The following is a 23884-nucleotide window of genomic DNA, read 5'->3' on the forward strand; positions in this document are numbered from 1 at the left end:
TATATCCGTCACTTTGTCCGTTTTCTGTCGTTCTGACGATTCTTTCCGTCGCTTCGACTGCTCTATCCGTCGCCCTGACCATTCTTTCCGTCGCTTCGACTGCTCTATCCGTCGCCCTGACTATTCTTTCCGTCGCTTCTTCCACTCTATCCGTCACTTTGTCCGTTTTCTGTCGTTCTGACGATTCTTTCCGTCGCTTCGACTGCTCTATCCGTCGCCCTGACCATTCTTTCCGTCGCTTCTGCCACTCTATCCGTCACTTCGTCCGCTTTCCTTCGTTCTGACTATTCTTTCCGTCGCTTTGACTGCTCTATCCGTCGCCCTGACTATTCTTTCCGTCGCTCTGACCATTCTTTCCGTCGCTTCTGCCACTCTATCCGTCACTTCGTCCGCTTTCCTTCGTTCTGACGATTCTTTCCGTCGCTTCGACTGCTCTATCCGTCGCTCTGACCATACTTTCCGTCGCTTCGACAATACTAGCCCTTCCACTCAAAAAAAAGTAAAAAAACGCCCACCAAAGTGAGCGTTTCTTCTTGAATCACTTATTCATTTGTCCCTTTTTCTACATCATATTGTGTAATCCAGTCACTAAAGCTGCCTACATACAGTTGAATATTTTCATAACCTTCATCTGCTAGCACAGCATACAATGGTGATGCTGTAACACCGCTGCCGCAATACACAACAACGTGCTCGTCGCGAGTAACCTTGCTGCGTAATGCAGCATTGGCTTGCAAGCGGCCATCTGACTTTAATTGCTCCCAGTCAAAGTTTTTCGCTGTTGGAATATGCCCAGCTACCATATCAAGAGGCTCCACGTCACCACGGTAGCGAGCTGCGGCACGTGCATCTAGCAATGTCGCATTAACTTCTCCATCTATAATTGCTTTCACTGCTTCACGTGGAGCATATAGTTCATCTCGCCAAATAAATTCAATCGTAGTCGGTGGATATTTGATAATGTCTTTTGTGAAAGGTATTTTTTCCTCGAGAGCAGGTGCGCCACCATTCACAATTACTACATTCGGAAAGCCCGCATATGTCAGCATCCACCAAGCACGTGGTGCAAATGGAGCAGCTCCTTGATCATAAACGACAATTTGATCCTCATAGTTTAATCCCAATCCTTGAAATAATGCCGATAGCTTTTCCTTATTTGGCATAGGATGGCGACCATCGCTGGATCCCATATCTGATAGATCCTGCTCTAGATCGATATAAATCGCTCCTGGTGCATGTCCCTCTTCAAATGTTTTATTACCCGCCTCTTTGTTTTGTAAATCAAAGCGAGCATCTATGAAACGGACTTCATCAAACTGAATTTCCTCAACTGATTTGAATACTTTTCCCAAATGAATCACCTCATGCGTATTGTAATTGAGCATAAATAGCTTTCCAAGAAGCTAAACGACTTTCTTCCTGAAGTGCAAGTCTTTCTGTTGCAATTTGTTCAAGTGCCTGATGGTAAATATGCAGACGTAATTTCTCTGCTTCCTCAGCAATATAAGTAATCGCCCATGCCATGATAGATACTTTCTGTGAATCTAAATAATTTTGCGCATCTGGTTTTGTTAATACCTCTAACGCCTCACTTAGCTTCACTTTTTCATTCTTCTCAAAGAATGCCTTTTGATTGCGGAAGTGTGATTTCACACCTGAATATTTAGTGATATCTGTAAATGGTCCTTCAAAATTAAGTAAATCCGGCTCAGAAGATTCAAACGCTAAGAACGAGAAGCTACGATTTAATTCTTTCAGCTCACGTACTTCATCTTTAAAGCGCAGTTGCATTTTCTTACTAATAAACTGTGATAAACGGAAGTTTGTTACACGCATTTCTTGTGTAAAGTCAAATCGTAAACTTTGCATTACTTCCTTTAAAGCATGCTCTAATGCTTGCTGAACCGGCATTGCTGCAAATGTTGACGGATTGTAGCCTTCCTTAAAGAACTCTGGGTAACGATAGTACACACGCTGAAGAACATAATACAGTAATTCATCAAGCTCTTGCTTCGTTTCACTTTCTACCATACTTGTATTCAGCGAATTGAACTTCGATTTCACATGCTGTTCAAGAGTTGTTAATTCCTCTAAACGCTCATCCTTACGCTTTAAGTTCTCTTCTGTTTGCGCGATTAAGTCACCTAAACGCTGCTCCGTTTTATCGACTTCCTCTGCAAGTGCCTGGACAGCCAATGCACTTAATTCATCATTTAAGAATGTGTAGAAAGCATCTTCGAAAGGTGGCATACCAGATGTTAAATCAGCACCCTCTACTTTTTCCTTTAATGCCAATAAGCTTGACACACCGTAAAGTCGAGGGAAGCGAATGCCAAAGCGTTGTAATTCTGAACGTACATAGCCTTTTACATCTTCCTGTTCTTCTTCTGTTGTCGCTAAATCAATCGCATTGACGATAAAGAACATCTTATCAAGTTCAAAGGCATCCTTCACACGACCAAGCTGGATTAAAAACTCACGGTCTGCTTTAGCAAAAGCATGATTATAATAAGTAATAAACAAGATTGCATCAGCATTACGAATATATTCGAATGCTACACCTGTATGACGCGCATTAATAGAATCTGCTCCCGGTGTGTCAACAAGTGTCACACCCATGCGTGTTAACGGACTATCATAATAGAAATCAATATTATCGACAAAGCATGATTTATTTTCCTGCGCAACAAATTTTTCGAATTCTTCACGGTTAACTCGTAATACTTTTCCAAGCTCAGACTTAAATGTTGGGAATCCTTCTTTATATGCACGAATAAATGATTTATGCACATTTAAGCGTTCGTCCGATAGCTGTACCGCAAGTCCCTCATCTGCACGACTAAATGCTTCTTCTAAAGAAGAAACTGATAAACCAACTGCTGCGTATGAAGCTTGAATATCCTCTAGCATTTGGTCAGCTGTTTTTAACAGTACATCTGCTGTTTCATGCGGATGCTCTGGTGTCACAGGACGAATTTTATTAATAGCCGCTGTTGTAGGGTTTGGTGATACAGGTAAAACCTTTGCACCCATTAAAGCATTAGAGAACGAGGATTTCCCTGCACTAAATGCACCGAAAAGCGCGATTGTGAAGTCCTTTTTCTGTAATCGTTCTACTTTATTTTCTAAGTAAGTTGCTACTTCCGCAAAGCCTTGTACATCTTTTACAGCAGTTGCCGTGTGAAGTGCACGCTTCACTACACCTTCAATAGGAAGACTTGTTGCACTAACTACTTGCTGTGCCTCTTCCTGTAGTAACGCTTCCTCTTTAGGCTTTAACATCGATTCATCAAATAATCGAATATCTGCTAAATCTTGCTTAAAGGCATGATCCCAATTTGTCAGCTGTTGATTTGCTATTTTACGTATTTCATTACTTGCCTGGTGCATAATACTTGCACTATATTGCTGATAACCCTCGATTTCAAGCACTGCTTGAATGGCATCAACTTTCGCTTGCATCCCAGCCATTTTTAATTTAGATGGAGCAGCTGTTTCGGTAGCCACCGCTTCTAAAGTTGCTGCTTGTGCATCCTTCCAATTATCCGTTTCCTGGATATAGTAACGCTTAGTCGCCTCTGCCACACGGTTGGCAAAATTCAGCACAGCATCTCCCGTTAAAAGTGCGCCAACTTGTACTTGCTGTTCAATAAGCGAGAATGGTAAATCAAAGACGTAGGCATCAATAGCTGTAGCACGTTCTTCATTTAACGCACCAACATCCTTTATCACCTTTTTCATTAGGCCTTTTAAATGTCCAGTTATCTGTGCATGCACAACATTTTGATAGGCGCTATAGGCATCCTCTTTACGACGGTTACGCTCTTCCTCTGTTTTTTTCTTAGCAGTAAATAAGCCCCCTACTTTGAAGCCGTCCTGCTGACTTTCTAAATACAGACGTAATTTATCGCGTAAATCTGCTGGCATAATGGCTGCATTCGCAAGTAACTCTTTACGTTGCTCTTCGAATGTTTCATTCCATGCCTCAACTGAGAACAATTCAACTTGACGATTTAGCTTATTATACTGCTCTAAAATATCTTTATGGTTTGCCCAGTCATCGGCACTTAATACATCTTCATCGATGTCTAAACGGTCTTGTCTTTCTTCCGTTAAATAATTGTCATGTTCACTTTGTAATAAACGTAGCGTATTTGATGCAGTCTGTACAAGTTGATCCTGCCAATCATTCATACTATCCATAACGATTTTCTTTACGACCTCAAAATCGTTATAAGGGTGCTCAGGCTCTCTTAACGAAGTGAAAAATACGCCCTTCGGTACTACCCCCCAAGCCTCAAAGGAATTGTGAACTGTTGCTTTAAATTCCTCAAAGCTTAATTCATTTTCATTATGCTTATCAATCATGTTAACGATTAAATAAACGTTTGGATTGTACTTCATTAATTGCTTTGTAAATTGAAAATTCAATTCCGATTGCACGTGATTGTAGTCCATTGTATAAAATACCATATCAGCAATATGAAGAGCTGACTCTGTTGACATCCGGTGTGCATCATCTGTCGAGTCGACACCTGGCGTATCCATAACAGTGACACCTAGTGGTAATGTCGATGTACTATGACCAATTTCAATTTGTGACACTAGGTCCCCATTTTTACTAAGCTCTTTCACTGTTTTAAAATCATAGCCTGCTTCAAATTTCACAGGCTTTTCATTATGCATGTAGACTACCGCAAAGTCTTCTTCTGATTTATGGACTTTCACGATATTAGCACTCGTTGGAATAGGGCTTGCTGCAAGTAAATCTTCACCAGATAGAGCGTTAATCATACTCGATTTACCAGCAGAGAAATGGCCCGCAAAGCCAATAACATATTCTTTTTGCTGTATTTTACGTGCAAAAAGTGATGTCTTATCCATACGCTCTGTATCACCATTATGCTGATAAATTATGTATTGTAATGAGGCTTGCTTTAATAGCGCCTCCAACTGTTGTTCAAAATCATTCATAAAACCAGTAACCCCTTTATTCATATTAATCAATTTCGCCTTGGCGTAATTGTTGCTGTCGCTTAGCTTTCGCACAGATAAACAATGCGTCCGGATTTTGAATTGTGCGAGCACAATTCACTCCTTTAAAAATCCGTGACATCCGCCGGAGGCTTTATCTTCATTCAGTAATGTTTAGAAAGGAACTATATCCGGGTTCATCTTACCACTTTAGAGGTGGTAGTTTTTCTGAATGAAGATAGTCATAATTAATATTCTACCTTATTCGACACGCAAAGTATAACACTAATTTACTTTAAAAAGCATAGATATCGGGGTTTCAGACGCCATATTCATCCATATCGCCCTGTTTAATCAAAAAAAACAAAGCATTATTCAGGCTCATTACTAATAGGGAATGTTGTTTGTTAAACCCTATGCCGTGTATATAAGTTGATTGTAGTGGAGGCTGGGCGGCTCATCGAACGCCCCCAGGAAGCTTTGCTCTGCGCGAAAGCGAAGCGTCAGCAACAAATGTTTTATCTGTGCGAAAGCGAAGCGTCAGCAACAAATGTTTTCTGTAGCGAAAGCAAAGCGGCAGCTACAAAGCGCCCAGCCGGAACGGAAATCAACCACACGTTATGGGCAATATTTTTCTAAAAAACTATTAATTTCTATTTCAAAATGGATATGCAACTATGCAAATGATAATTTCCTTCATATTTTAAGGTAAGGAAAATTAAGTTTTGAAAAAGTTTGGTATGCGATTGCCATACAACATGGAGGGTATCAATAATTAAATGGAGTGATAAAAAATGGTGAACTTTAGGAATCACCGAAAAATCGAGCAAGAATGTGAGTGTGCGTGTGAAGATCGGTTTATTTGGCCTCGTATAAAAGCTAGTACCATTCCTTCGGTAGACCCTCCCCCAGTCGTTGAACCTAGTGGAAATATCATCCCTACAGTAAATAGATATTTCTATATTGTTACATCAGATATCAATTTGACGAATGGGGCGACTCTACCTGCTAGCCAATTTTGGGATGATGATGGGAACCCAGCAACTGAATTTAAGATTTTCAATCCGAATGGCTACGTTAATCTTTATATCAATGCCGTCATGCAGGAAGGTGGAATTTATTCATTAGCTCCAACCTCTTTAATCTTGAGTCCAGATCATTCAACAATTTATAGAGGTACTCCAATCATCATAGAATCAATAGGTTTTTCTACACAGTAAGATACAACCTTGAAAGGGGGTGAAAATAAGTGGCACTTTCTATTATTAATATTCATGTAAATGTAACAGGTACTTCGACAAGATTTTTCAATGTTTTAGCTACGCCATTAACGATTACTGATGGTACAACAGTTGCCGCTACTACCTTTTTAAATGATAGCGGTATTGCAGCAACTACTTTTCCAATCGTCACAAACGGCTACTACAATTTATATATAAATGGTGTGTTACAGGAAGGCGGTTCCTATACAGTTTCTGCAACAGAATTAACGTTTAATACTGTTACAGGTACTTTATCCGCTGGAACACCAATTATTATTGAGGCTGTAGAATTAGTAACTACACTATAAACATCTAAATAAATTGGAGTATGTTGTTATCGAATCAATCCTATTTTCAAATAAATTGTTTCATTAATAAATGAATCAACTTTATATAAATAAAAATGGATGCCTAAAATGATGATTTACATTCTAGGGCATCCATTTCTACTTTTTTACTTTAACTCATAAATTTTTTTGGCATAATCCAGTGCATGTGGGCCTTGGTTAATCCACATCGTATGAGGAAAATCAATCATTTGTTGCTCGAATTGTCTCCTCGATACAGAGCCTAATACACGTGATTAAATCTTGGATATTCCATCCCGGTATTTTTCCATGCTGAATCGCCAATTCAAATGATGCAGGAATATGAATAAATCCAGCACGGACCTCTTTATGTTGCTTCGCGTAAACTAGACCTTCATACATAATGTTATTACATAAATAGGTACCTGCCGTATTTGAAATTTCCGCTGGATACCCTTCTTTGCATAATCGATTTACCATATTTCTAATAGGTAAATTCGTGATATAGGCATCTACACCATCATCATAAATGCGCTCATCTACTGGTGTATAACCATCATTATCTGCTTCTCCATCCTTAATATTAATCGCAATTCGCTCTGGCGTTATTTTAAAACGCCCTCCAGCTAATCCTAATGAAATAATGATTTGTGGCTTTATCTCAGCAATGTGTTGTTTCAGCTGCTGAGCAGATTGCTGAAAATCTACAGACAAAATGCGTCCTACAATTTCATAGCCACCCATCTTTTCCCCATTTAAATTTCCAACAATTTGCATCGTTGGATTCATTTTATACTCAAGAAATGGCACAAACCCTGTTAATAATATCTTTGTCATTTTCTTCACCTAAATTTCTATAGGACGCTGCTTGATTGCCCATCCATTTTTATTTGTTATTTACTGGACAGATACTGATCGCCTCGTAACCATACTACAAAAAAACAATTCTCATTTTCAACATATTTCAGAAAAAACAAACTATTCTTTTTCTCTTGATTGCCACGAAAGTATGAAAGACAAATATTTTCGTATAAAAAAAGCATGATCTCAAAATTGCTTAGACCATGCTCTACTTGTATGAAAATTGTCGTTATTGATTGTTCTCTTATTTTAAATGTGCAGTCGCCTGTTTCATGACGTGTTTTCCAACCCCAAGATAGATAACCACCGCTGCTCCAATAAATACAAATGTCATCGCTGACCGCTCCTTTTTATATAAAAATTTATGTTCAAAAAGACTTAATCGTTAATTTATTGATTTTGAAAATCATTCTCATTAATATAATATAAATTTCCCATTAATTCGTCAAGACATACTTTCATCTTACCCATTTAACATGGTAAGATGTAGAAAAGTCGGAAAAAGGATGCGGTAAAGATGAGTAATTCGAAGTACTTTCAAACTATTTTAAACGGGACAATTCACGCTTTAAAGTCTATTCTACCTATGGATATAGAAGTGAAAACGCCGAGTATTATTTCTGAACCATTTCAACAACAGCAAATGGGCGTTTTAATTGGTTTAATAGGAGATTTAAAGGGCCGAGTAATTATTGATTCTTCTCCTGAGACATTTAGTGGCATCGGCAATACGATGTTTGGTATGCCTCTCGAAGGAGAAATGTTGGAATCCTTTACAGGGGAATTTGGAAATATGATCGCAGGAAATCTATGTACTACCGTAGGACAAGAAAGCTTGGAGATTGATATCACACCGCCTACAGTGATGGTTGGTAACACAAAATTATATGGCTTTGAAAAGGCCTTTATACTCCCTGTCACAATTCCAGACGTTGGTCCACTGACAGTTCTTTTAACAATTGAAGAAGAATAGAGTTCTAGAATTTTGGACAATTCAACTGATACATCCTATGCCCATACATAAATATTTATGATCACGCTTTGTCATTCTCTTTCTCTTTAATAAACGGAGGATAACCCATAAGGCTCAGTCTAAATTTCAAATAGTAAAATTTCTTGAAAAATAATAGATTTCAATAAAAATCACTTCATTTTCAATCCAAATGCGGCCATCTCAATGACTATTGAGGTGGCTTTTTTTTATCACCTCCTCAATCTTTCACATTTTTTTCACATAATCCGCCAAGATGTGTGATTTTTTTCACATCAAAAAGAAATTTATTTATATATCATGGCAATAAGAAAGACACAATAAAAGCGAAGGAGGAGCAAAAATGGCAAATAAAAAAAAGTCAGATGAAAATTTAAAAGGTTCACTCTATGCAGTATTTGGAGTAGGAATCATTATTATCTTGCTTTGGGCGTACTGCTTCGATTTGTTCATCAATCGTTTTTAACTTCTTTCAGCGGGTTTCCACTGAAAGAAATTAAAGCCTCCGGCGGATGACACGGAATCGGAAAGGAGTTCTTTGTGCAAGCACAAAGCCGATTCCGGACGCAATTATGCCGAGGCATAATTGATTCTACTAAGAAAGGACAGAGACATATGCACTTACATAAGTATGAGAAGTATTGGCTTGTATTCGGAGTTACTACTTTAGTAGCATTCCTTATCATTCTCGGCATTGGTGCATTTCATCAAGGCTCACATCCGAACAATGGTAAAAAAACACTAGATTATGAGAAAGTAAATGAATTTCCTCCCTTCGATAATCCTGGTGTTCACAAAGTAGAAGGTAAGGATTGGGACTATGAAGTGGTTGTTTTAGCATCAGCATTTAATTACAATCCGCCAGAAATTGAAGTTCCTCTAGGAGCTAAGGTGAAATTTATCGCAACAAGTGCGGATGTTATGCACGGTTTTGAAGTTGCAGGTACAAATATTAATATGATGCTTGAACCTGGTTACATTTCTGAATATGTGACAGAAGTAAATAAAGTAGGAGAGTTTTTAATCGTATGTAACGAATATTGTGGTACAGGACATACGATGATGCACTCTATGCTAAAGGTGGTGGATCCAAATGAGTCTCAATAATAATTTGACAAAAGTGGATCGTCGTGATGCGAAGCTAGCAATGGCACATATTTACGTGGCATTCATCGCATTATTATTAGGGGGTCTTGCAGGTTTATTACAGGTTTTCGTTCGTTCTGGTCAATTTACATTACCAGCAGGCATTGGTTACTATCAAGTTTTAACTGTACATGGTGTTTTACTCGGTCTTATTTTAACAACGTTCTTTATTTACGGTTTCCAAATTGCCAGTGTTAGTCGTACGTCAGGGACTTTTTCAGATGGTCAACGTCGCCTTGGCTGGATTGGCTTCTGGTTAATGACTATTGGTACAGCAGCAGCTGCAGTAATGGTTCTACTGAACGAAGCATCTGTTTTATATACGTTCTATGCTCCACTGAAAGCTCACTGGATATTCTATTTAGGCCTTACATTAGTCGTTGTTGGTTCTTGGGTTGGCGGCGCAGGTCAAGTTTTACGTTATGCACAGTGGCGTAAAGAAAACAAAGGTAGCGGACAACGAAGCCCATTACTGTCATTTATGGTTGTTGTCAATAATTTAATGTGGTTCGTAGCAACTCTAGGTGTAGCTGTTTCTGTTCTATTCCAGTTACTTCCATGGTCCTTAGGCTTTATCGAACGTGTTGATGTAGCACTATCCCGCACATTGTTCTGGTATTTCGGTCATGCTCTTGTGTACTTCTGGTTATTACCAGCATACATGGTTTGGTATGTCATTATTCCGAAGGTTATTGGAGGAAAAATTTTCTCTGATTCTTTAGCAAGACTGTCATTTATGCTGTTCTTAATTTTTTCTGTACCCGTTGGGATCCATCACCAATTAACAGAGCCAGGTATTGATAGTACATGGAAATTCATACAAGTTGTTTTAACATTTGCGGTAATCGTACCATCCTTAATGACGGCCTTCTCGATGTTTGCAATGTTTGAATTACGCGGTCGTGAATTAGGTGGGAAAGGGCTTTTCGGCTGGCTTAAAAAATTACCATGGAAAGATGCTCGTTTCTTCGTGCCATTTATCGGTATGTTAGCATTTATTCCTGGTGGTGCAGGCGGTATCATCAATGCTTCTTACCAAATGAACCAATTAATCCATAATACTATTTGGGTTACAGGGCACTTCCATTTAACGATTGCAACAACAGCCGTATTAACTTATTTTGGTGCTGCATTTTGGTTAATTCCATATTTAACAGGTCGTACACTGACAAAGTCTTTAAATAATCTTGGTAATTTTGCCGCTATTTTATGGGCTGCTGGGATGACGATTATGTCTTCCGCAATGCATATCGCTGGTCTGCTCGGTGCACCTCGTCGATCTGATTATTCTGAGTATGGCGGTGCTCAACAAGCTTATGATTGGATTCCTTATCAAATCGCTCAAGCAGTCGGTGGCACAATTCTGTTCATCGCTATCTTACTCATTCTTTATATTGTGGTGAAATTAGCATGGTTTGCACCGAAAGGCGAAGAAGAATTCCCTGTTGGTGAGGTACATGAAAATGGTGGTACGACACCAGCTATCTTAGAGAACTTTAAAGTATGGCTAGTTATTTTAGTAGCATTAATTTTATTTGCTTATACTATTCCAATTATCGATATTATTTCTAATTCCCCTCCTGGCTCTAAAGGCTATAAGCTTTGGTAACACTGTTTTGCATCTTCATAAAAAAGCGATTTCTCTAGCTGAGAAATCGCTTTTTACTTTGCTGAAAAAAAATGCAATTAAGGTGTCATAATAAAGTATAGCTTTTCGGCAAAACGAGGGGTTGATTTCCGTTCCGGCTGGGCGCTTTCCTGGGGGCGTGGGCTTCTTAGACCTCGTTGACTCGTTCTCATCTTTCCACTTGAGGTGGGCGTTTTACTGACCGTTAATGCGGGATAAAATCATGGAGAGACCTTACTCAGTACATTCACTTTACTTCTTTCATAAATTCTCGGAAGTTTTCAACGATTCCCTTTGATCTGGTATGGTGTAAATAATGTCCTCCTTCAAATGTTATCACTTTTCCATGTACAGAATCTTTGACTTGCTCTTCATGCAATGGTATCCATCCTTCCGTTTCGGTATCATTCGCTTGTAAATAGAAAATAACAGGAAGATTCTTGGGGAAGGTCAAGTTTTCAGCAGCTTTAAAATTAGGGCTAAAATGTTCGCCTTCACTTAGGATGTTCGGATTAAACATGTTTTTGAGCGTGAGGATTCTGATTTGTTCTCTTGTTTCATCATCTACGGTTGGTGCAACCAATTGGTCAGGGCTCAGTTTCATTAACAATCGGAAGAAACCTGAGTTTTTGAGCAGTTTATATGTTCCTGATGGGAGTGGATCATCTGTATCACCCTGCGTTGGAACACTGCTATCGATCCCAACAAATGCACTTACTTCGTTTTCATATTTGTTCACATAATCCAGACCGTAAATGCCTGAAATGGAGTGGCCCATTAGAATATATCGGTCAATGTTTAGACTCTGCAATGCTTCATGAATTTCATTTACCATATTCTCCATGATTCGTTCCTTTTCCGTTACATCACTAAGTCCATAACCAAAAGGCTCGATCACGATGACCTTGTAATAAGGAGACAACTCTTTCACTAACGGCTCAAAATCAAGTGCTGGAGCCGCTGTTCCATAACCAGGTAGGAGCACGACGGTTTCTTCGCCTTCTCCTTGAATTAACACATTCATATTTTTTCCGTCTACTGTTACATACTGACCATAAGATTCTATTTTTCTTTGCTCCGATTTGTTACTAACCTTATTCACTATAAAAACAATAGCTAGAAAAAGTACTATTGCTATAGCTAAAACTCCTAATAATTTAACTATAATGTTAAACGCTTTTTTCATTATTTTTGCACGAGTGGTGTAGAACGGCAATTGTAGCTCGTTTTCTACCTGTACTCGTGCCTCCCCTCCCTTTCATTTTCTATTCGTATCTTCTATCCACATCAGTGTATTCCGGCTACCTTCACAAACCGTTAAGAACAGCTTATACAACGAAGATATACCCCCCTATGACAACAATATGAACGGAGTATGAACAAGTAAAAAAATGCTACGGTATGCAATATGAATCTCGAACGGGTTCGCTTTAATAAATAAAAGTGAAAAAACCGTCCTAAAGGGCCGGTCTTTATATCACTTAGACATATGCATAAAGTGAAACTCCTATCAGTGGGGGTTTTCTTCATCCTCCATTGATTGTTAGTTGAACCAATCGGGCTTTTACGCTCAGTTGATCGCCCACCTAATTGACTCGTTCACATCTTTCCACTTGAGGCAGGCGTCTTACTGACCGTTAATGCGGGATAATATCAGGGACCTTTCTCACATTCACTTTAATTCTTTCATAAATTCTCTAAAGTTTTCAGCGATTTCTTTGAATTTGCTATGGTGTAAATAATGTGATCCATCCAATGTTATTACTTTTCCAAGCATTGACTCTTTAGCTTGCTCTTCATGCAGTGATACCCAATTTTCCCTGTCCGTATTATTTGCTTGTACAAATAAAAGAAGCGGCAGATCTTTAGGGAATGTTAAATTTTGAGCCTTTTTAAAATTAGAAGAAATATGTTCCATCTCATTCAAGGTAGTGGCATTATATGAGTTTTTATTTGAAATCATTTTCATTTGCTCTTTGGCTTGATCATCAAATACTAGTTCAGCATAGGGGTCTGTACCTACTTTCTTGATTAATCTCAAAAGACCTGATTTTTCGAGAAACGCGAATGTTTTTAATGGAAATTTGACATCCATACCGCCTTGTGTAGAAACACTAGTATCAATGCCTACAAATGCACTCACTTCGTTTGGATATTTGTTGACATAATCAAGGCCGTAGATACCTGCAATGGAGTGGCCCATTAGCGTAAAATGGTCAATATTAAGCTGCTGTAAAGCTTCATGCATTTCACTGACAATATTCTCAGTGCTTCGTTTTTTATCGGTTTCATCACTTAATCCATATCCGAAAGGCTCAATCGCGACAACTTTGTAAAATGGAGATAATTCATCGATGAGCAGCTTAAAATCAAGTGCTGGTGCCGCTGTTCCATAGCCAGGTAGGAGCACGATGGTTTCTTCGCCTTCTCCTTGAATTAACACATTCATATTTTTTCCGTCTACTGTTACAGACTGACCATAAGTTTCTATTTTTTCTTGCTCCGATTTGTTACAGACAATATTAACAATAAAAATAATGACCAGAAAAAGTACTATTGCAATAGCTATAACTCCTATTGCTTTAAGTATAAAGATAAGTGGTTTACCCATCCTCATTTTCATTACCTCTTCTTTTAGTTTCACTCTCATCTTCTCCTTTTTTTATCTATTTACTAGACATCTTATATGGGCCATTAAGGATAGCTTATAGGACGAAGATGTACTCCCTATGACAACAATATGAACGGAATATGAACAAACAAAAAAAGTTACGGCGTCACATGCAAGAAAGTTTGCATATGACGCCGTAACTTGGGAAATACGAGGACGTTTAAATAATTCGAATGTACAACATGAATCTAATTACTCTGTTGGTGTTGTGATTGGCAAAGTGACAATGACAGTCGTTCCTCGGCCAGGCTCGCTTTCCACTCGGATGTCGCCTTGATGAAGCGATACGATCTGTTTAACGATGGCGAGTCCCATACCACTGCCATCATACTTACGACTATGGGAACGATCAGCCTTAAAAAACCGCTCGAATATACGCTTCTGATCCTCTAAGGAAATACCAATGCCCGTGTCGGATACTCGGACTGTCACATTTTTGATATCTTGTTTGATGCTAATGTTAATAACTCCGCCATCTTTGGAAAATTTGATACTATTGCCGATTATGTTCGTCCATACCTGGTTTAATTGATCATGATCAGCCATTAGGCGAACAGCGTTCAAATTGAGCTCGAAACGGATGTTGCGAGCCGACCATTGCGGCTGGATAGCGACGATGACTCGTCTGATCTGTTCATCAAGGCTGAACGTGACCAGCCGCAGTTGCTGTGACTGCGATTCAAGCAAACTCAGCTTTAGCAGGCTATCGCTCATCTTGGACATCCGATCTGCTTCAGCAATGATAATATCGAGATAACGGCTCCGCTCGTTATCTGCGAGGTTTACTTGCTTGAGCGCTAAAGCATAACCGGATATCGAGGTAAGCGGCGACTGAACTTCATGCGACACATTCGATACGAAATCCCTACGCATCTGCTCAAGTTGCTGTAGATCGTGCATCATTTCTTCGAAGCTGCGAGCTAAAGTACCTAGCTCACCCTTTTGCTTAATATTCAGCTTAACGTTAAAATCTCCACCTGCTATATGTCTAGTCGCTTTTGTCAGCTTTTTGATTGGTTTGACTAGGAACATGGCAGCAACCAGAATCAATAGGCTTCCTGCTATCAACGAATAGGTTGAAAAGTTCAAAATCCACTTTATTACAAAAGAGGTGGAAGGGAGGGAAATCGGTTCTACAAACATCGCTTTCGTTCCCATTTCAGTTGTCAACGGCATCCCTAAGAGAACAGTAGAAACACCACTCGGATTGACTTGAACAATTTCCCCACCCAGTACTTTTGTCACCTGTTCCATCGTCACAGTGGCAGGTTTGTCTCCGCTAAGCGCTCCATAAGACTGGAACTGACCCGTTTCTTCATAAATTCGAATATGATAGGATTTGAGCTGATTCATTCCACTTACGAATGTGTTCGCTTCACTTAACGGTAATGTCTCATAAATACGGGCGATGTCCTGACCAAAATTAAGTAAGGGGATTTGCAGATTCTCGTTCAATTTATCTTCAAATACCCAAGTTGCTACAAAAAAAGCAATGATCGTGCCCCCGATTACGGAGACTAGAAATATCAGGACTACGCGTGTATATAAAGATTTGATCATTCGTCCACCTCAAGGCGGTAACCAAGCCCACGTACCGTTTCGATACGAAAATCGGCTGTAGTCGCGAATCGTTCGCGCAAACGTTTAATATGTACGTCTATCGTTCGATCATCTCCAGCGTAATCAATCCCCCAAATTTGATCGATCAACTGCACTCGCGTATAGACTTGCCCGGGTGTTCCGGCGAGCTTATAAAGTAATTCGAACTCCTTGAGCGGTAACGTGAGCGACTCCGTCCCCCTCATCACCTTATAAGTCTGTCGATCAAGGATGACGTTGCCGAACTGGATTTTTTGCGTGGAGCCAATTCGGAATCGTTTCAATAGTGCCTTAACACGAACCGACAACTCCAACGGGTCGAATGGTTTAGTCAAATAATCATCCGCTCCAAGTTCAAATCCTTTCACTTTTTCCCATGTTTCGCCCCTTGCAGTCAGCATAAGTAACGGAAGATCAGGATTGGCCCTTCGGAGCTCCTTGCATAACGTCCAACCATCCATAATCGGCATCATAATGTCGAGCACGACAAGATCGACTTGCGTTGATGTGTAGATGGCCAGTGCTTCCTTGCCGTCCGCGGCTTCGACTGTTGCGAATCCGTCGTTGCGTAGAAATAAACAGACGAGTTCGCGAATGTTCGCGTCGTCGTCAGCAACCAGTATAGTAGGCATCCGTTCCCTCTTTTCCATCGCATTATTGAAATAATCATTATACTATAAATTAAATTGAATTACCCCTATTCTTCCTATAATTAAGGACTGGAATATCATTAAATGCGCCCTCGTTTACTTATTCGATTACCGGAACGCCGAACTTGATATAGATGGAAATACTAAATGGACACAAACTGCCTACGTGGTGATCCTTCCGTTTAAGCCATTGCCCAGACGTGATAATTCCCAGATAACTACTACAACTTATGATATCGACATTTATGCAACGCTACTAAAGAAGAACAAAACGCTAAAGTGCCTCTGTCCACGTCCCAAGTGTAAACAATTCACTTGCATAAGACCCACACTTAATAGCTAAAATTTTGCAGGAACAGGGTTTTGCCTGAGCGAAAGCGAGTAGCCTGGAACAAAAATCACATTCATTGAAAGCGACACAACATTCATAGTAATTTTCTTGACCATTTTGCTTTTTAAAAAGCGATTTCTCTGTTACGAGAAATCGCTTTGGGCTTTAGAGCTGATACAGCTTCGTATATTTTTCTTGTAAATAATTTGCTAAATATTTAGCGTTTAAGCCTTCCCCTGTCGCCTCATGGAGCAATTCGAACGGCTTCTTCAGTGCACCGTATTGATGGACTTTGTCTGTTAACCACTCTCGAATTGGAAGAAGCTCTCCCTTTTCTAATAGCTCATCAAAGTTTGGAATATCTTTATCCATTGCATGCTTCCATTGTGCAGCATAAATCATTCCTAAAGCATAGGATGGGAAATAGCCAAACATGCCCCCTGACCAGTGCATATCTTGTAGTACCCCTTTTGCATCTGTCTCAGGACGAATGCCTAAATATTCTTCGTATTTATCATTCCATACTTGTGGAAGATCCTTCGCTTGAAGATCGCCATTGAATAGGTCACGTTCAATTTCATAGCGAATCATAATATGTAGTGGATATGTTAACTCATCTGCTTCAATGCGAATAAACGAAGGTTCCACCATATTAATCGCTCGTAGGAAATCAGCTAATGCTACATCACCAAATTGTGCAGGTGAATATTTTTGCAATCGTTCGTAGTTCTGCTCCCAGAACTTTTCGTTTCTGCCAACAAAATTTTCATAAAATAAAGATTGAGATTCATGTATTCCCATCGACGTACCCGATGCTAACGGTAAACCATCAAGCTTCGCATCGATATTTTGTTCATACATGGCATGCCCACACTCATGGATTGTTCCAAAAATCGCTGAGCGGAAATCATTCTCATCATATTTTGTTGTAATACGATTATCTCCATGGTTTAAGCCAATCATAAATGGATGCACACTATCGTCTAAGCGACCTGCATCAAAATCATAGCCAAGTTGTGCTAACATTTCTAATGATAATGCACGTTGAGATTCACGCGGGAAATGCTTAAATAATATGCTTGTATCTGGTTTATTTGGTGAATCTGCAATTTTTTGTACAAGAGAAACGATTGTTTCACGTAATTCACCAAAAACTTGATCTAAAACATCAGTCGTCATATCCGGTTCATATAAATCTAGTAATGTATTGTACGGAGAACCGTTTTTAATACCCCAATATTGAATGAATTTCTTCTGCAAGCTTACAATTTCTTCTAAATAAGGGAGGAATAATGCAAAATTATTCGTTGCCTTTGCTTCTTCCCATACTGTTTCTGCTTTAGATTGTAGAATGACGAATTTCTTATATTCATCAGCTGGAATTTTTTTGTTTTGATCGTACTCTTTACGTACTTTCTCTACTAAACGCAGCGTAACATAATCGAGATCTGCCTTTTGCCCCTCTAGATCCGTTAGTAATTCCCCTAATTCTTCGCTAGTTTGCATGTCAAATAAGGAGGCAGATAATGTTCCAACTACCTCTGAACGCTGAGCTAACCCTTTCTTAGGTGCACCGGTACGCATATCCCAATAAATCACACCTAATGCTTCTCCGTAGTGCTGCATCTTTTTCACATAATCAGTAAATTGTTGAACAGTCATACTTCATCCTCCTTTTCACGCTACTAGTTTATCATATTTTCGAAAATTTTGTATATTATGGACTTTTAGTATTTTCCTTCTTCTACTCCTACAGCTAAATATGGATTCTACAAAAATTTAAAGCTATGTCGAAAAGAATGTATAGGGATTTCGATCCTAATATTGGATTTTCTATAACGAGTTCAGGAGATCATTTAATCAAAACGAGGATTATTATGCTATACTGCTGCATACTACATGAGTGGTGAAGTTACATCATTAAGTGGTTATGTATCTGGCGGACAAACTAAATAGGAAATACTTATTGAGAAGTAGACAAAGAGAATTACAGCTTTGCCTACATTGGCCAAGTATGGACAATCGAAGGCTGCATCTATCCAAAACAGAATTAAATTATTCTGTTCAACTACAAGCACTATTCTTATAAAAAATTGTTTTGTTACCACTACATATGCTAGATGACGTTAGAAAAGCTAAATACAGAATAAAAATCACTATGACTTATTTAAAAAACTTCTATATATATAATTCTTCATTCACCCATAAGTTGTTTGTATCTCAAAAAGATAATATAGCGACGAGAACAAATACTACCAAGTGGTATGAACATAAGAGCATTTGTTAATGAAATCAATGCATGCTCTCTACTCCAATGACCTACCAGTATCCTCACAAGAAGAATCCCGAAAAATAAAATAATACCAGCAATAGAGCTTTGTGTAGTTACGATTCCTCTAGTATGATTCATACGAATTTTTTCTAGTTTTCCTTTCCATACTCCTATACCCAATCCAAACATTAAACAACTGATATATATCATAATACTTAAAGGCGTTAATTTAATACTTGAAATAGTAGAAAACACTACACCAATTAACAAAACCGGTATGACCCACAATCGAGCTGGTCTAACTTGTTTCTCCCTTAACATTATAAGTACAATGACAATTAAGACGACCAAGTAGCTAACCATTTCTTTCCCTCACTTTATTTTAAAAGTATAATTTAACCTCAAACTGAAGATGTAGTGAGAGCGACCTTCAGGAAGGGGCCTTTCAATACGTTTCTTCCTAGAGAAAACTTCATCAAAAAAATACAATAGACTATTTATTATAGCCTATTGTCTAATCTGATGGGATCAAAATTTTATCTTGAGCAATGGGATTAATATGATTGGTATAAGTATTTAATATTACTTTTGGTTCATCAACAAAGTTTGGGGTTTAAAACGTATGTCATAAGTTGATTAGGAGCGATACGTTGGGGATAGTTACAGATGAAACTTGAAGCAAGCGTGCACCAACCCAGTTGGAAAGGAAATTAGCCTTATATTTTATACCCCTCTCTTTATATATAAAATTATTGATTATTTATTACCGCTGAGATTATATATTCTTTAATTAATGGCCATCTATCTCGTGGATTCATGATGAATTCTGAACTAATTGCCACAACCATATTCATTTTCGGTATACAACAAATCATATTACCTCCATCCCCTATGGCTAAATATGTAGAAAGTCCATCTTCTTGTCGTAGCCACCATAAATAACCGTAATTGTTTTGGTTTATTTCTGTTGATTCACGAATCCAGGTCTCTGAGAGAATCCTATTATGATCCCAAATGCCATTGTTTAAATAGAGGTAGCCAAATCGGGCCATATCACGGGTAGTTAATGTTAGTCCCCATCCACCTGTCGAATGACCTTTCGGATCATGAACCCACCCCTTGACGTTTTTCCCGAATAAATCATCAAACCCATAGGCATTCATTTGATAGTTCGGAATTTCTTTCATACCTAGCGGTGTAAACAAATGTTCATTGGCGAACGCTCGTGCACTCTTGCCTGTACTTTGCGTAAGAATAGCTGACAATAAATGCGCTCCAGCTGTCGAATATTTAAAAGCGCCTAAATCCCCACTTTTCCCCATTATATCGAGTGTATATTTTATCCAATCCTGCTGTTGACATAGCATATCTAGTGGCTCATGCCAATCCTCAAATGGATAAGGTACTGTCATCGTGAGAAGATGTCGTATCGTAATCTGTTGTTTTTGCTGATCAGCATCAGGCATATATTCAGGGAAAAAATCTAATACCTTCTGTTCAACACTTTTAATATATCCTTTATCAATAGCTATTCCTATGAGTGCAGATAGTACACTTTTCGTTACAGATGCTACATGGCGACAATCATCACGACCTTTGCCATTAAAATATTGTTCATAAGCTAAATGACCATTTCTAATGATAACAATGCCATTTATATTGTTATAATCACTTTTTATCACCTGCTCTAGCTTGGAAAGCTTTTCATTATTCATATATATGTTTTCAGGCTTTACCGATTGCCAATTTATTGTTGTTTGCATAAGAACCTCCTAATTTTAACTTCTTTCAGCAAATGTTTTATGTACCGAAAGCGTAGCGACAGGTACAGAAGTCTCCCACCTCTAGTAGTGAGATGGATGCAGTTTTAAGTCACTTTCCAGCAGGTGTCCAAGCATCCGCTGAAAGAAGTTAAAGCCTCCGGCGGATGTCACGGAATCGGAAAGGAGCTCTTTGTGCAAACACAAAGCCGATTCCGGACGCAATTATGCCGAGGCATAATTGATTTTTGTCATTTTTTCTTTACAGGAAAATATACCTCAGTAACATACTCCTCAGGGGCATTTGCTTGATTTGGATCTGTTACATATATTTCATATGGTGGCGATATCAGTTCATAACCCTCGTTTTCAATCCACTTCATCAAATTAGCATAGACAGAAGTCAATTCGGGATAAGCCCCCTTTAAAACAGATTTAGCACAGAGGCTACCTGGCAAATCTCTCGTTCCTTTGACAGACTCAGCTATTGAAATAGCGAATTCCGTATCATTGCCTGCAGGATTAAATTCAGGGCTATGGTAAATCGTCATAGGCTTACCAAGTAAAGTGAGCTGCTCCTTCGCAATCTTTTCATACAGCTTGCTAAAATAATGACCATATCCCGATGCATAATCATCACTGCTCATTATCAATCGCTTATAAAGGATATTCATTGGCTTTGTTTCAACCAGTTGTACTTCGATATCATCAAGGTAAGACATGATTTGTACCCCCTTTTCTAAGTTTGAAATATCATGACTCAGTTGTTTTACAAGAAATTCAAATGCCTTAAGTTTTTCTTGAATCTCCTTTCTCTTATGATTAAGAGCTGAACAAAGCATTTCTTCGGATTGATCTTCTTCTAATGTCAGCATCATTTTAATTTCTTCAAGAGAAAAATGATAAGATTTTAAACGGTTAATATAGAGCATCCTTTTAAGTTGTTCGATGGAATAATACCTATAACCGCTTTCAGCATTAATCTCATCGGGGTTAATTAATCCGATTTCATCGTAATATCGAAGTGTTTTTGTAGAGACACCACATATTTTTGAGAATTCTCCTATTGATAGCACAAAACCACCTCACTCATTTATTTGTTACTTGCTACAATTCATTTATACACCTTCCCCTAAGGACAAAGTCAATCAAGACTTATACTTTTATCTCTTTATCTTTTACTTTCCTTGACTGAAAACTTTTATTGACCGTTTAGTACAAAAAAGATATTCTAGTAATGTAAATGAGAGGAGGATCAATTTGAATAAACGAGGCAGACCCCGAGAGTTTGATTATTCCTCAATTGTAGATGTCGCCATGAAAACTTTTTGGATAAGAGGGTATGAGGGGTGTTCTACACAGGATTTATGCAATGATACTGGACTTGGGAAAGGCAGCTTATACAATACTTTTGGTAGTAAACATGAACTATATCAACAAGTATTAGAACGCTATCATGAGTTTGGAATTAAGGAACAGCAGGAATTGTTAAATACTCCAATTGCATTGAAAGAACGGTTAAGTAATTTTTTCGAATGGGCATTAAAGGAAGATTTTGAGAATATTGATCAAAAGGGTTGTTTGTTAATTAATGCCAGTGTGGAAAGAGCTAAGAATGACGTAATGGTTCAAGAAATTTTCTCACGGCATGTCGAGCTTCTTAAACAAGCAATTGAAAAAGTAATGGAGGAAGGATTGCAAACTGGCGAAATTTCAAAAAATCAAACAGCCGAGGAATTAGCTAGTTTATTTTTAAGCAGTTATTACGGGTTTCGTGTTCTTAATGTTTCGATGCAAAATCGGATGTTGTCTGAACAGATTATGAACGGAACATTAGAAACTATTTTTGGCGCTTAGTGCGCTCTTTTTTAGCACCATTTTTGTACCGAACGTTACAATAATAAATTTAAGGAGTGTTTTTATGCCATCGATTATTTATTTACTAGCTTTAGCGATTTTTTTGTATGACTACATCTGAATTTATGGTTGCAGGTATGATGAACGAGCTTGCTCTTGCATTTCAGGTTTCTGTATCTTCAATCGGGTATTTAATTACAGCTTATGCTGGAGCAATGGTGATAGGAGGTCCCATTTTAACTGCAATTCTCTTAAGAATACGTAGTAAACAAGCATTATTATTTTTAATGTTTGTATTTTTAATTGGCCAATCGCTCGGAGCTATCGCTTGGAACTATGATAGTATGATGGTTTCACGCATTATTACCGGTATTGCTTCATCTTCAGCATTTGGTGTTGCCATATCCTTTTCTGCAACATTGGTTCCTCCTAATTCAAGGGGAAAAGCTGCATCTATTGTTCTTGCAGGTTTAATGATCGCAACAGTCCTAGGCTTACCTATAACAACAGTTATCTCGCAAAATTTTGGCTGGCGTACGAGTTTTTGGTTTGTTTCTATTCTCGTACTAGTTTCCGGGATTATGATTCAATTGTTACTACCATCATCGCCAAACAAAGAACTATTAAACTGGAAAGACGAGCTCATGCGCTTTAAAAATATTCATCTTTGGGCAGCGTACATAACAAGTATGTTTATTATAGGTGGTACGTTTGCAGCATTTAGTTATTTAACGCCTATCTTTACAAATATCACAGGCTTTTCAAGCGCAAGTATTCCATATTTACTTGCTCTCTATGGTAGTGCAACAGTCATTGGGAATATAGTGATTGGCAAGTTTGCTGATAAATATACAACGGAAACACTGTTGAGTGGATTGATTATTTTAATCGTAGCATTGTCTTTATTTGCTGTAGGAGCTGAAAATAAATATATTGCAGTTATTACTACTATTTTTATAGGCTTTACTGGTGTAGCAATGAATCCAGCTATGGTGGCGAGAGTGATGAAAACTGCTAATAATGGTACGATGATCAATACCATTCATAGTTCTTTTATTACGCTTGGTATTGTTATTGGTTCATCATTAGGCGGCCTAGGTATTAGTAAAGGCTATGGCTATATATCACCACTGTGGATTGGCGTTTGTTTAGCTACCCTAGGGTTACTATCATTATTCCCATATTTATATAAAAGGAAGGAAAATTAATGGGTACTGCGTCACATGTGTTCCGGTGACTACTAAGCCGTTTTTCTGTAAAATTTGAAATAAAGTTGTACTGTTTATAAAAAAGATATACCGTTTTAAATAAAGTTATACCGGTTGTAAAAAAGTTGCACCGAAACACTCGAAGATATTACTGCTTGGAAACTCACCAAATCGCTCAAGAACGTGAAAAAAAGGAGTGGTATAGTCGATTCGCATTATGTGTATGTAAAGTAGAATGTGATTATCTATTTGAAATATAGGATAAGGGGCACATCTTTATTATTCATTTTTAAAGTAGTCAACATTGTATCTAATAATTTTTAACAAACTGAAAAAGCTTTACTACACACGAACTGTAGTAAGGCTC

The 23884-nt window shown here is 38.3% G+C and carries 20 protein-coding genes and 1 pseudogene; 9 read left to right on the forward strand and 12 right to left on the reverse strand.

What is annotated here, in order from left to right:
- Positions 1-249: 249 nt before the first annotated feature.
- From ACFCYJ_RS08400 to ACFCYJ_RS08410, 3 genes are all read right to left on the reverse strand, one after another.
- Complete coding sequence (locus tag ACFCYJ_RS08400; RefSeq protein WP_376073264.1) at positions 250-474, reverse strand: hypothetical protein; 225 nt, start codon at positions 472-474, stop codon at positions 250-252.
- 68 nt (positions 475-542) lie between these two features.
- A complete protein-coding gene (locus ACFCYJ_RS08405) occupies positions 543-1352 on the reverse strand; it encodes a sulfurtransferase (RefSeq protein WP_376073267.1) in 810 nt (269 codons plus the stop codon).
- Between the two features lie 10 nt (positions 1353-1362).
- Positions 1363-4974 carry a dynamin family protein gene (locus ACFCYJ_RS08410; protein WP_376073487.1) on the reverse strand — a complete coding sequence of 1204 codons (3612 nt, stop codon included), beginning with the start codon at positions 4972-4974 and terminating at the stop codon, positions 1363-1365.
- A gap of 432 nt (positions 4975-5406) precedes the next feature.
- On the opposite strand from ACFCYJ_RS08410, the gene ACFCYJ_RS08415 reads away from it, so the two are divergent.
- The 3 genes from ACFCYJ_RS08415 (at position 5407) to ACFCYJ_RS08425 (ending at position 6544) form a co-directional block, all read left to right on the forward strand.
- Positions 5407-5613, forward strand: a complete 207-nt coding sequence (locus tag ACFCYJ_RS08415) for a hypothetical protein (RefSeq protein ID WP_376073269.1) — start codon at positions 5407-5409, stop codon at positions 5611-5613.
- Between the two features lie 155 nt (positions 5614-5768).
- A complete protein-coding gene (locus tag ACFCYJ_RS08420) occupies positions 5769-6194 on the forward strand; it encodes a DUF4183 domain-containing protein (RefSeq protein ID WP_376073272.1) in 426 nt (141 codons plus the stop codon).
- Between the two features lie 29 nt (positions 6195-6223).
- Positions 6224-6544 carry a DUF4183 domain-containing protein gene (locus ACFCYJ_RS08425; RefSeq protein WP_376073274.1) on the forward strand — a complete coding sequence of 107 codons (321 nt, stop codon included), beginning with the start codon at positions 6224-6226 and terminating at the stop codon, positions 6542-6544.
- Between the two features lie 222 nt (positions 6545-6766).
- Here the strand turns inward: ACFCYJ_RS08425 and ACFCYJ_RS08430 are convergent, their stop codons facing one another.
- The gene (locus ACFCYJ_RS08430; protein ID WP_376073277.1) at positions 6767-7381 is read right to left on the reverse strand and encodes a pyroglutamyl-peptidase I; all 615 of its coding nucleotides are present in this window, start codon (positions 7379-7381) and stop codon (positions 6767-6769) included.
- A gap of 541 nt (positions 7382-7922) precedes the next feature.
- Between ACFCYJ_RS08430 and ACFCYJ_RS08435 the strand changes: the two genes are divergently transcribed.
- From ACFCYJ_RS08435 to ACFCYJ_RS08450, 4 genes are all read left to right on the forward strand, one after another.
- Positions 7923-8378, forward strand: a complete 456-nt coding sequence (locus ACFCYJ_RS08435; protein WP_376073280.1) for a chemotaxis protein CheX — start codon at positions 7923-7925, stop codon at positions 8376-8378.
- A 361-nt stretch (positions 8379-8739) separates the two neighbouring features.
- On the forward strand, positions 8740-8862 hold the full coding sequence (locus tag ACFCYJ_RS08440) for a hypothetical protein (RefSeq protein ID WP_255349996.1): 123 nt from the start codon (positions 8740-8742) through the stop codon (positions 8860-8862).
- 149 nt (positions 8863-9011) lie between these two features.
- Complete coding sequence (locus tag ACFCYJ_RS08445; protein ID WP_197141285.1) at positions 9012-9503, forward strand: cupredoxin domain-containing protein; 492 nt, start codon at positions 9012-9014, stop codon at positions 9501-9503.
- A complete protein-coding gene (locus tag ACFCYJ_RS08450; RefSeq protein WP_376073283.1) occupies positions 9490-11151 on the forward strand; it encodes a b(o/a)3-type cytochrome-c oxidase subunit 1 in 1662 nt (553 codons plus the stop codon). Before ACFCYJ_RS08445 ends, ACFCYJ_RS08450 begins: the two co-directional genes overlap by 14 nt.
- A 265-nt stretch (positions 11152-11416) precedes the next feature.
- Here the strand turns inward: ACFCYJ_RS08450 and ACFCYJ_RS08455 are convergent, their stop codons facing one another.
- From ACFCYJ_RS08455 to ACFCYJ_RS08490, 8 genes are all read right to left on the reverse strand, one after another.
- Positions 11417-12355, reverse strand: coding sequence for an alpha/beta hydrolase (locus ACFCYJ_RS08455; protein WP_376073286.1), 939 nt, complete (start codon positions 12353-12355; stop codon positions 11417-11419).
- 486 nt (positions 12356-12841) lie between these two features.
- Complete coding sequence (locus ACFCYJ_RS08460; protein WP_376073489.1) at positions 12842-13792, reverse strand: alpha/beta hydrolase; 951 nt, start codon at positions 13790-13792, stop codon at positions 12842-12844.
- Positions 13793-14032: 240 nt separating this feature from the next.
- Positions 14033-15400, reverse strand: a complete 1368-nt coding sequence (locus ACFCYJ_RS08465) for a sensor histidine kinase (RefSeq protein WP_376073289.1) — start codon at positions 15398-15400, stop codon at positions 14033-14035.
- Positions 15397-16071, reverse strand: coding sequence for a response regulator transcription factor (locus ACFCYJ_RS08470; RefSeq protein WP_376073292.1), 675 nt, complete (start codon positions 16069-16071; stop codon positions 15397-15399). Before ACFCYJ_RS08470 ends, ACFCYJ_RS08465 begins: the two co-directional genes overlap by 4 nt.
- 514 nt (positions 16072-16585) lie before the next feature.
- On the reverse strand, positions 16586-18082 hold the full coding sequence (locus tag ACFCYJ_RS08475; protein ID WP_376073295.1) for a carboxypeptidase M32: 1497 nt from the start codon (positions 18080-18082) through the stop codon (positions 16586-16588).
- Between the two features lie 532 nt (positions 18083-18614).
- A complete protein-coding gene (locus ACFCYJ_RS08480) occupies positions 18615-19055 on the reverse strand; it encodes a hypothetical protein (protein ID WP_376073298.1) in 441 nt (146 codons plus the stop codon).
- A 386-nt stretch (positions 19056-19441) separates the two neighbouring features.
- Complete coding sequence (locus tag ACFCYJ_RS08485) at positions 19442-20455, reverse strand: serine hydrolase domain-containing protein (RefSeq protein ID WP_376073299.1); 1014 nt, start codon at positions 20453-20455, stop codon at positions 19442-19444.
- A gap of 248 nt (positions 20456-20703) precedes the next feature.
- Positions 20704-21528 carry a MerR family transcriptional regulator gene (locus ACFCYJ_RS08490; protein ID WP_376073302.1) on the reverse strand — a complete coding sequence of 275 codons (825 nt, stop codon included), beginning with the start codon at positions 21526-21528 and terminating at the stop codon, positions 20704-20706.
- A gap of 184 nt (positions 21529-21712) precedes the next feature.
- Between ACFCYJ_RS08490 and ACFCYJ_RS08495 the strand changes: the two genes are divergently transcribed.
- On the forward strand, positions 21713-22309 hold the full coding sequence (locus ACFCYJ_RS08495) for a TetR/AcrR family transcriptional regulator (protein WP_376073305.1): 597 nt from the start codon (positions 21713-21715) through the stop codon (positions 22307-22309).
- Positions 22310-22373: 64 nt separating this feature from the next.
- Positions 22374-23517: pseudogene (locus ACFCYJ_RS08500) on the forward strand (MFS transporter).
- Positions 23518-23884 lie beyond the last annotated feature (367 nt).

Source organism: Lysinibacillus sp. NPDC056232, from assembly GCF_042267565.1.
Taxonomy (GTDB): domain Bacteria; phylum Bacillota; class Bacilli; order Bacillales_A; family Planococcaceae; genus Lysinibacillus.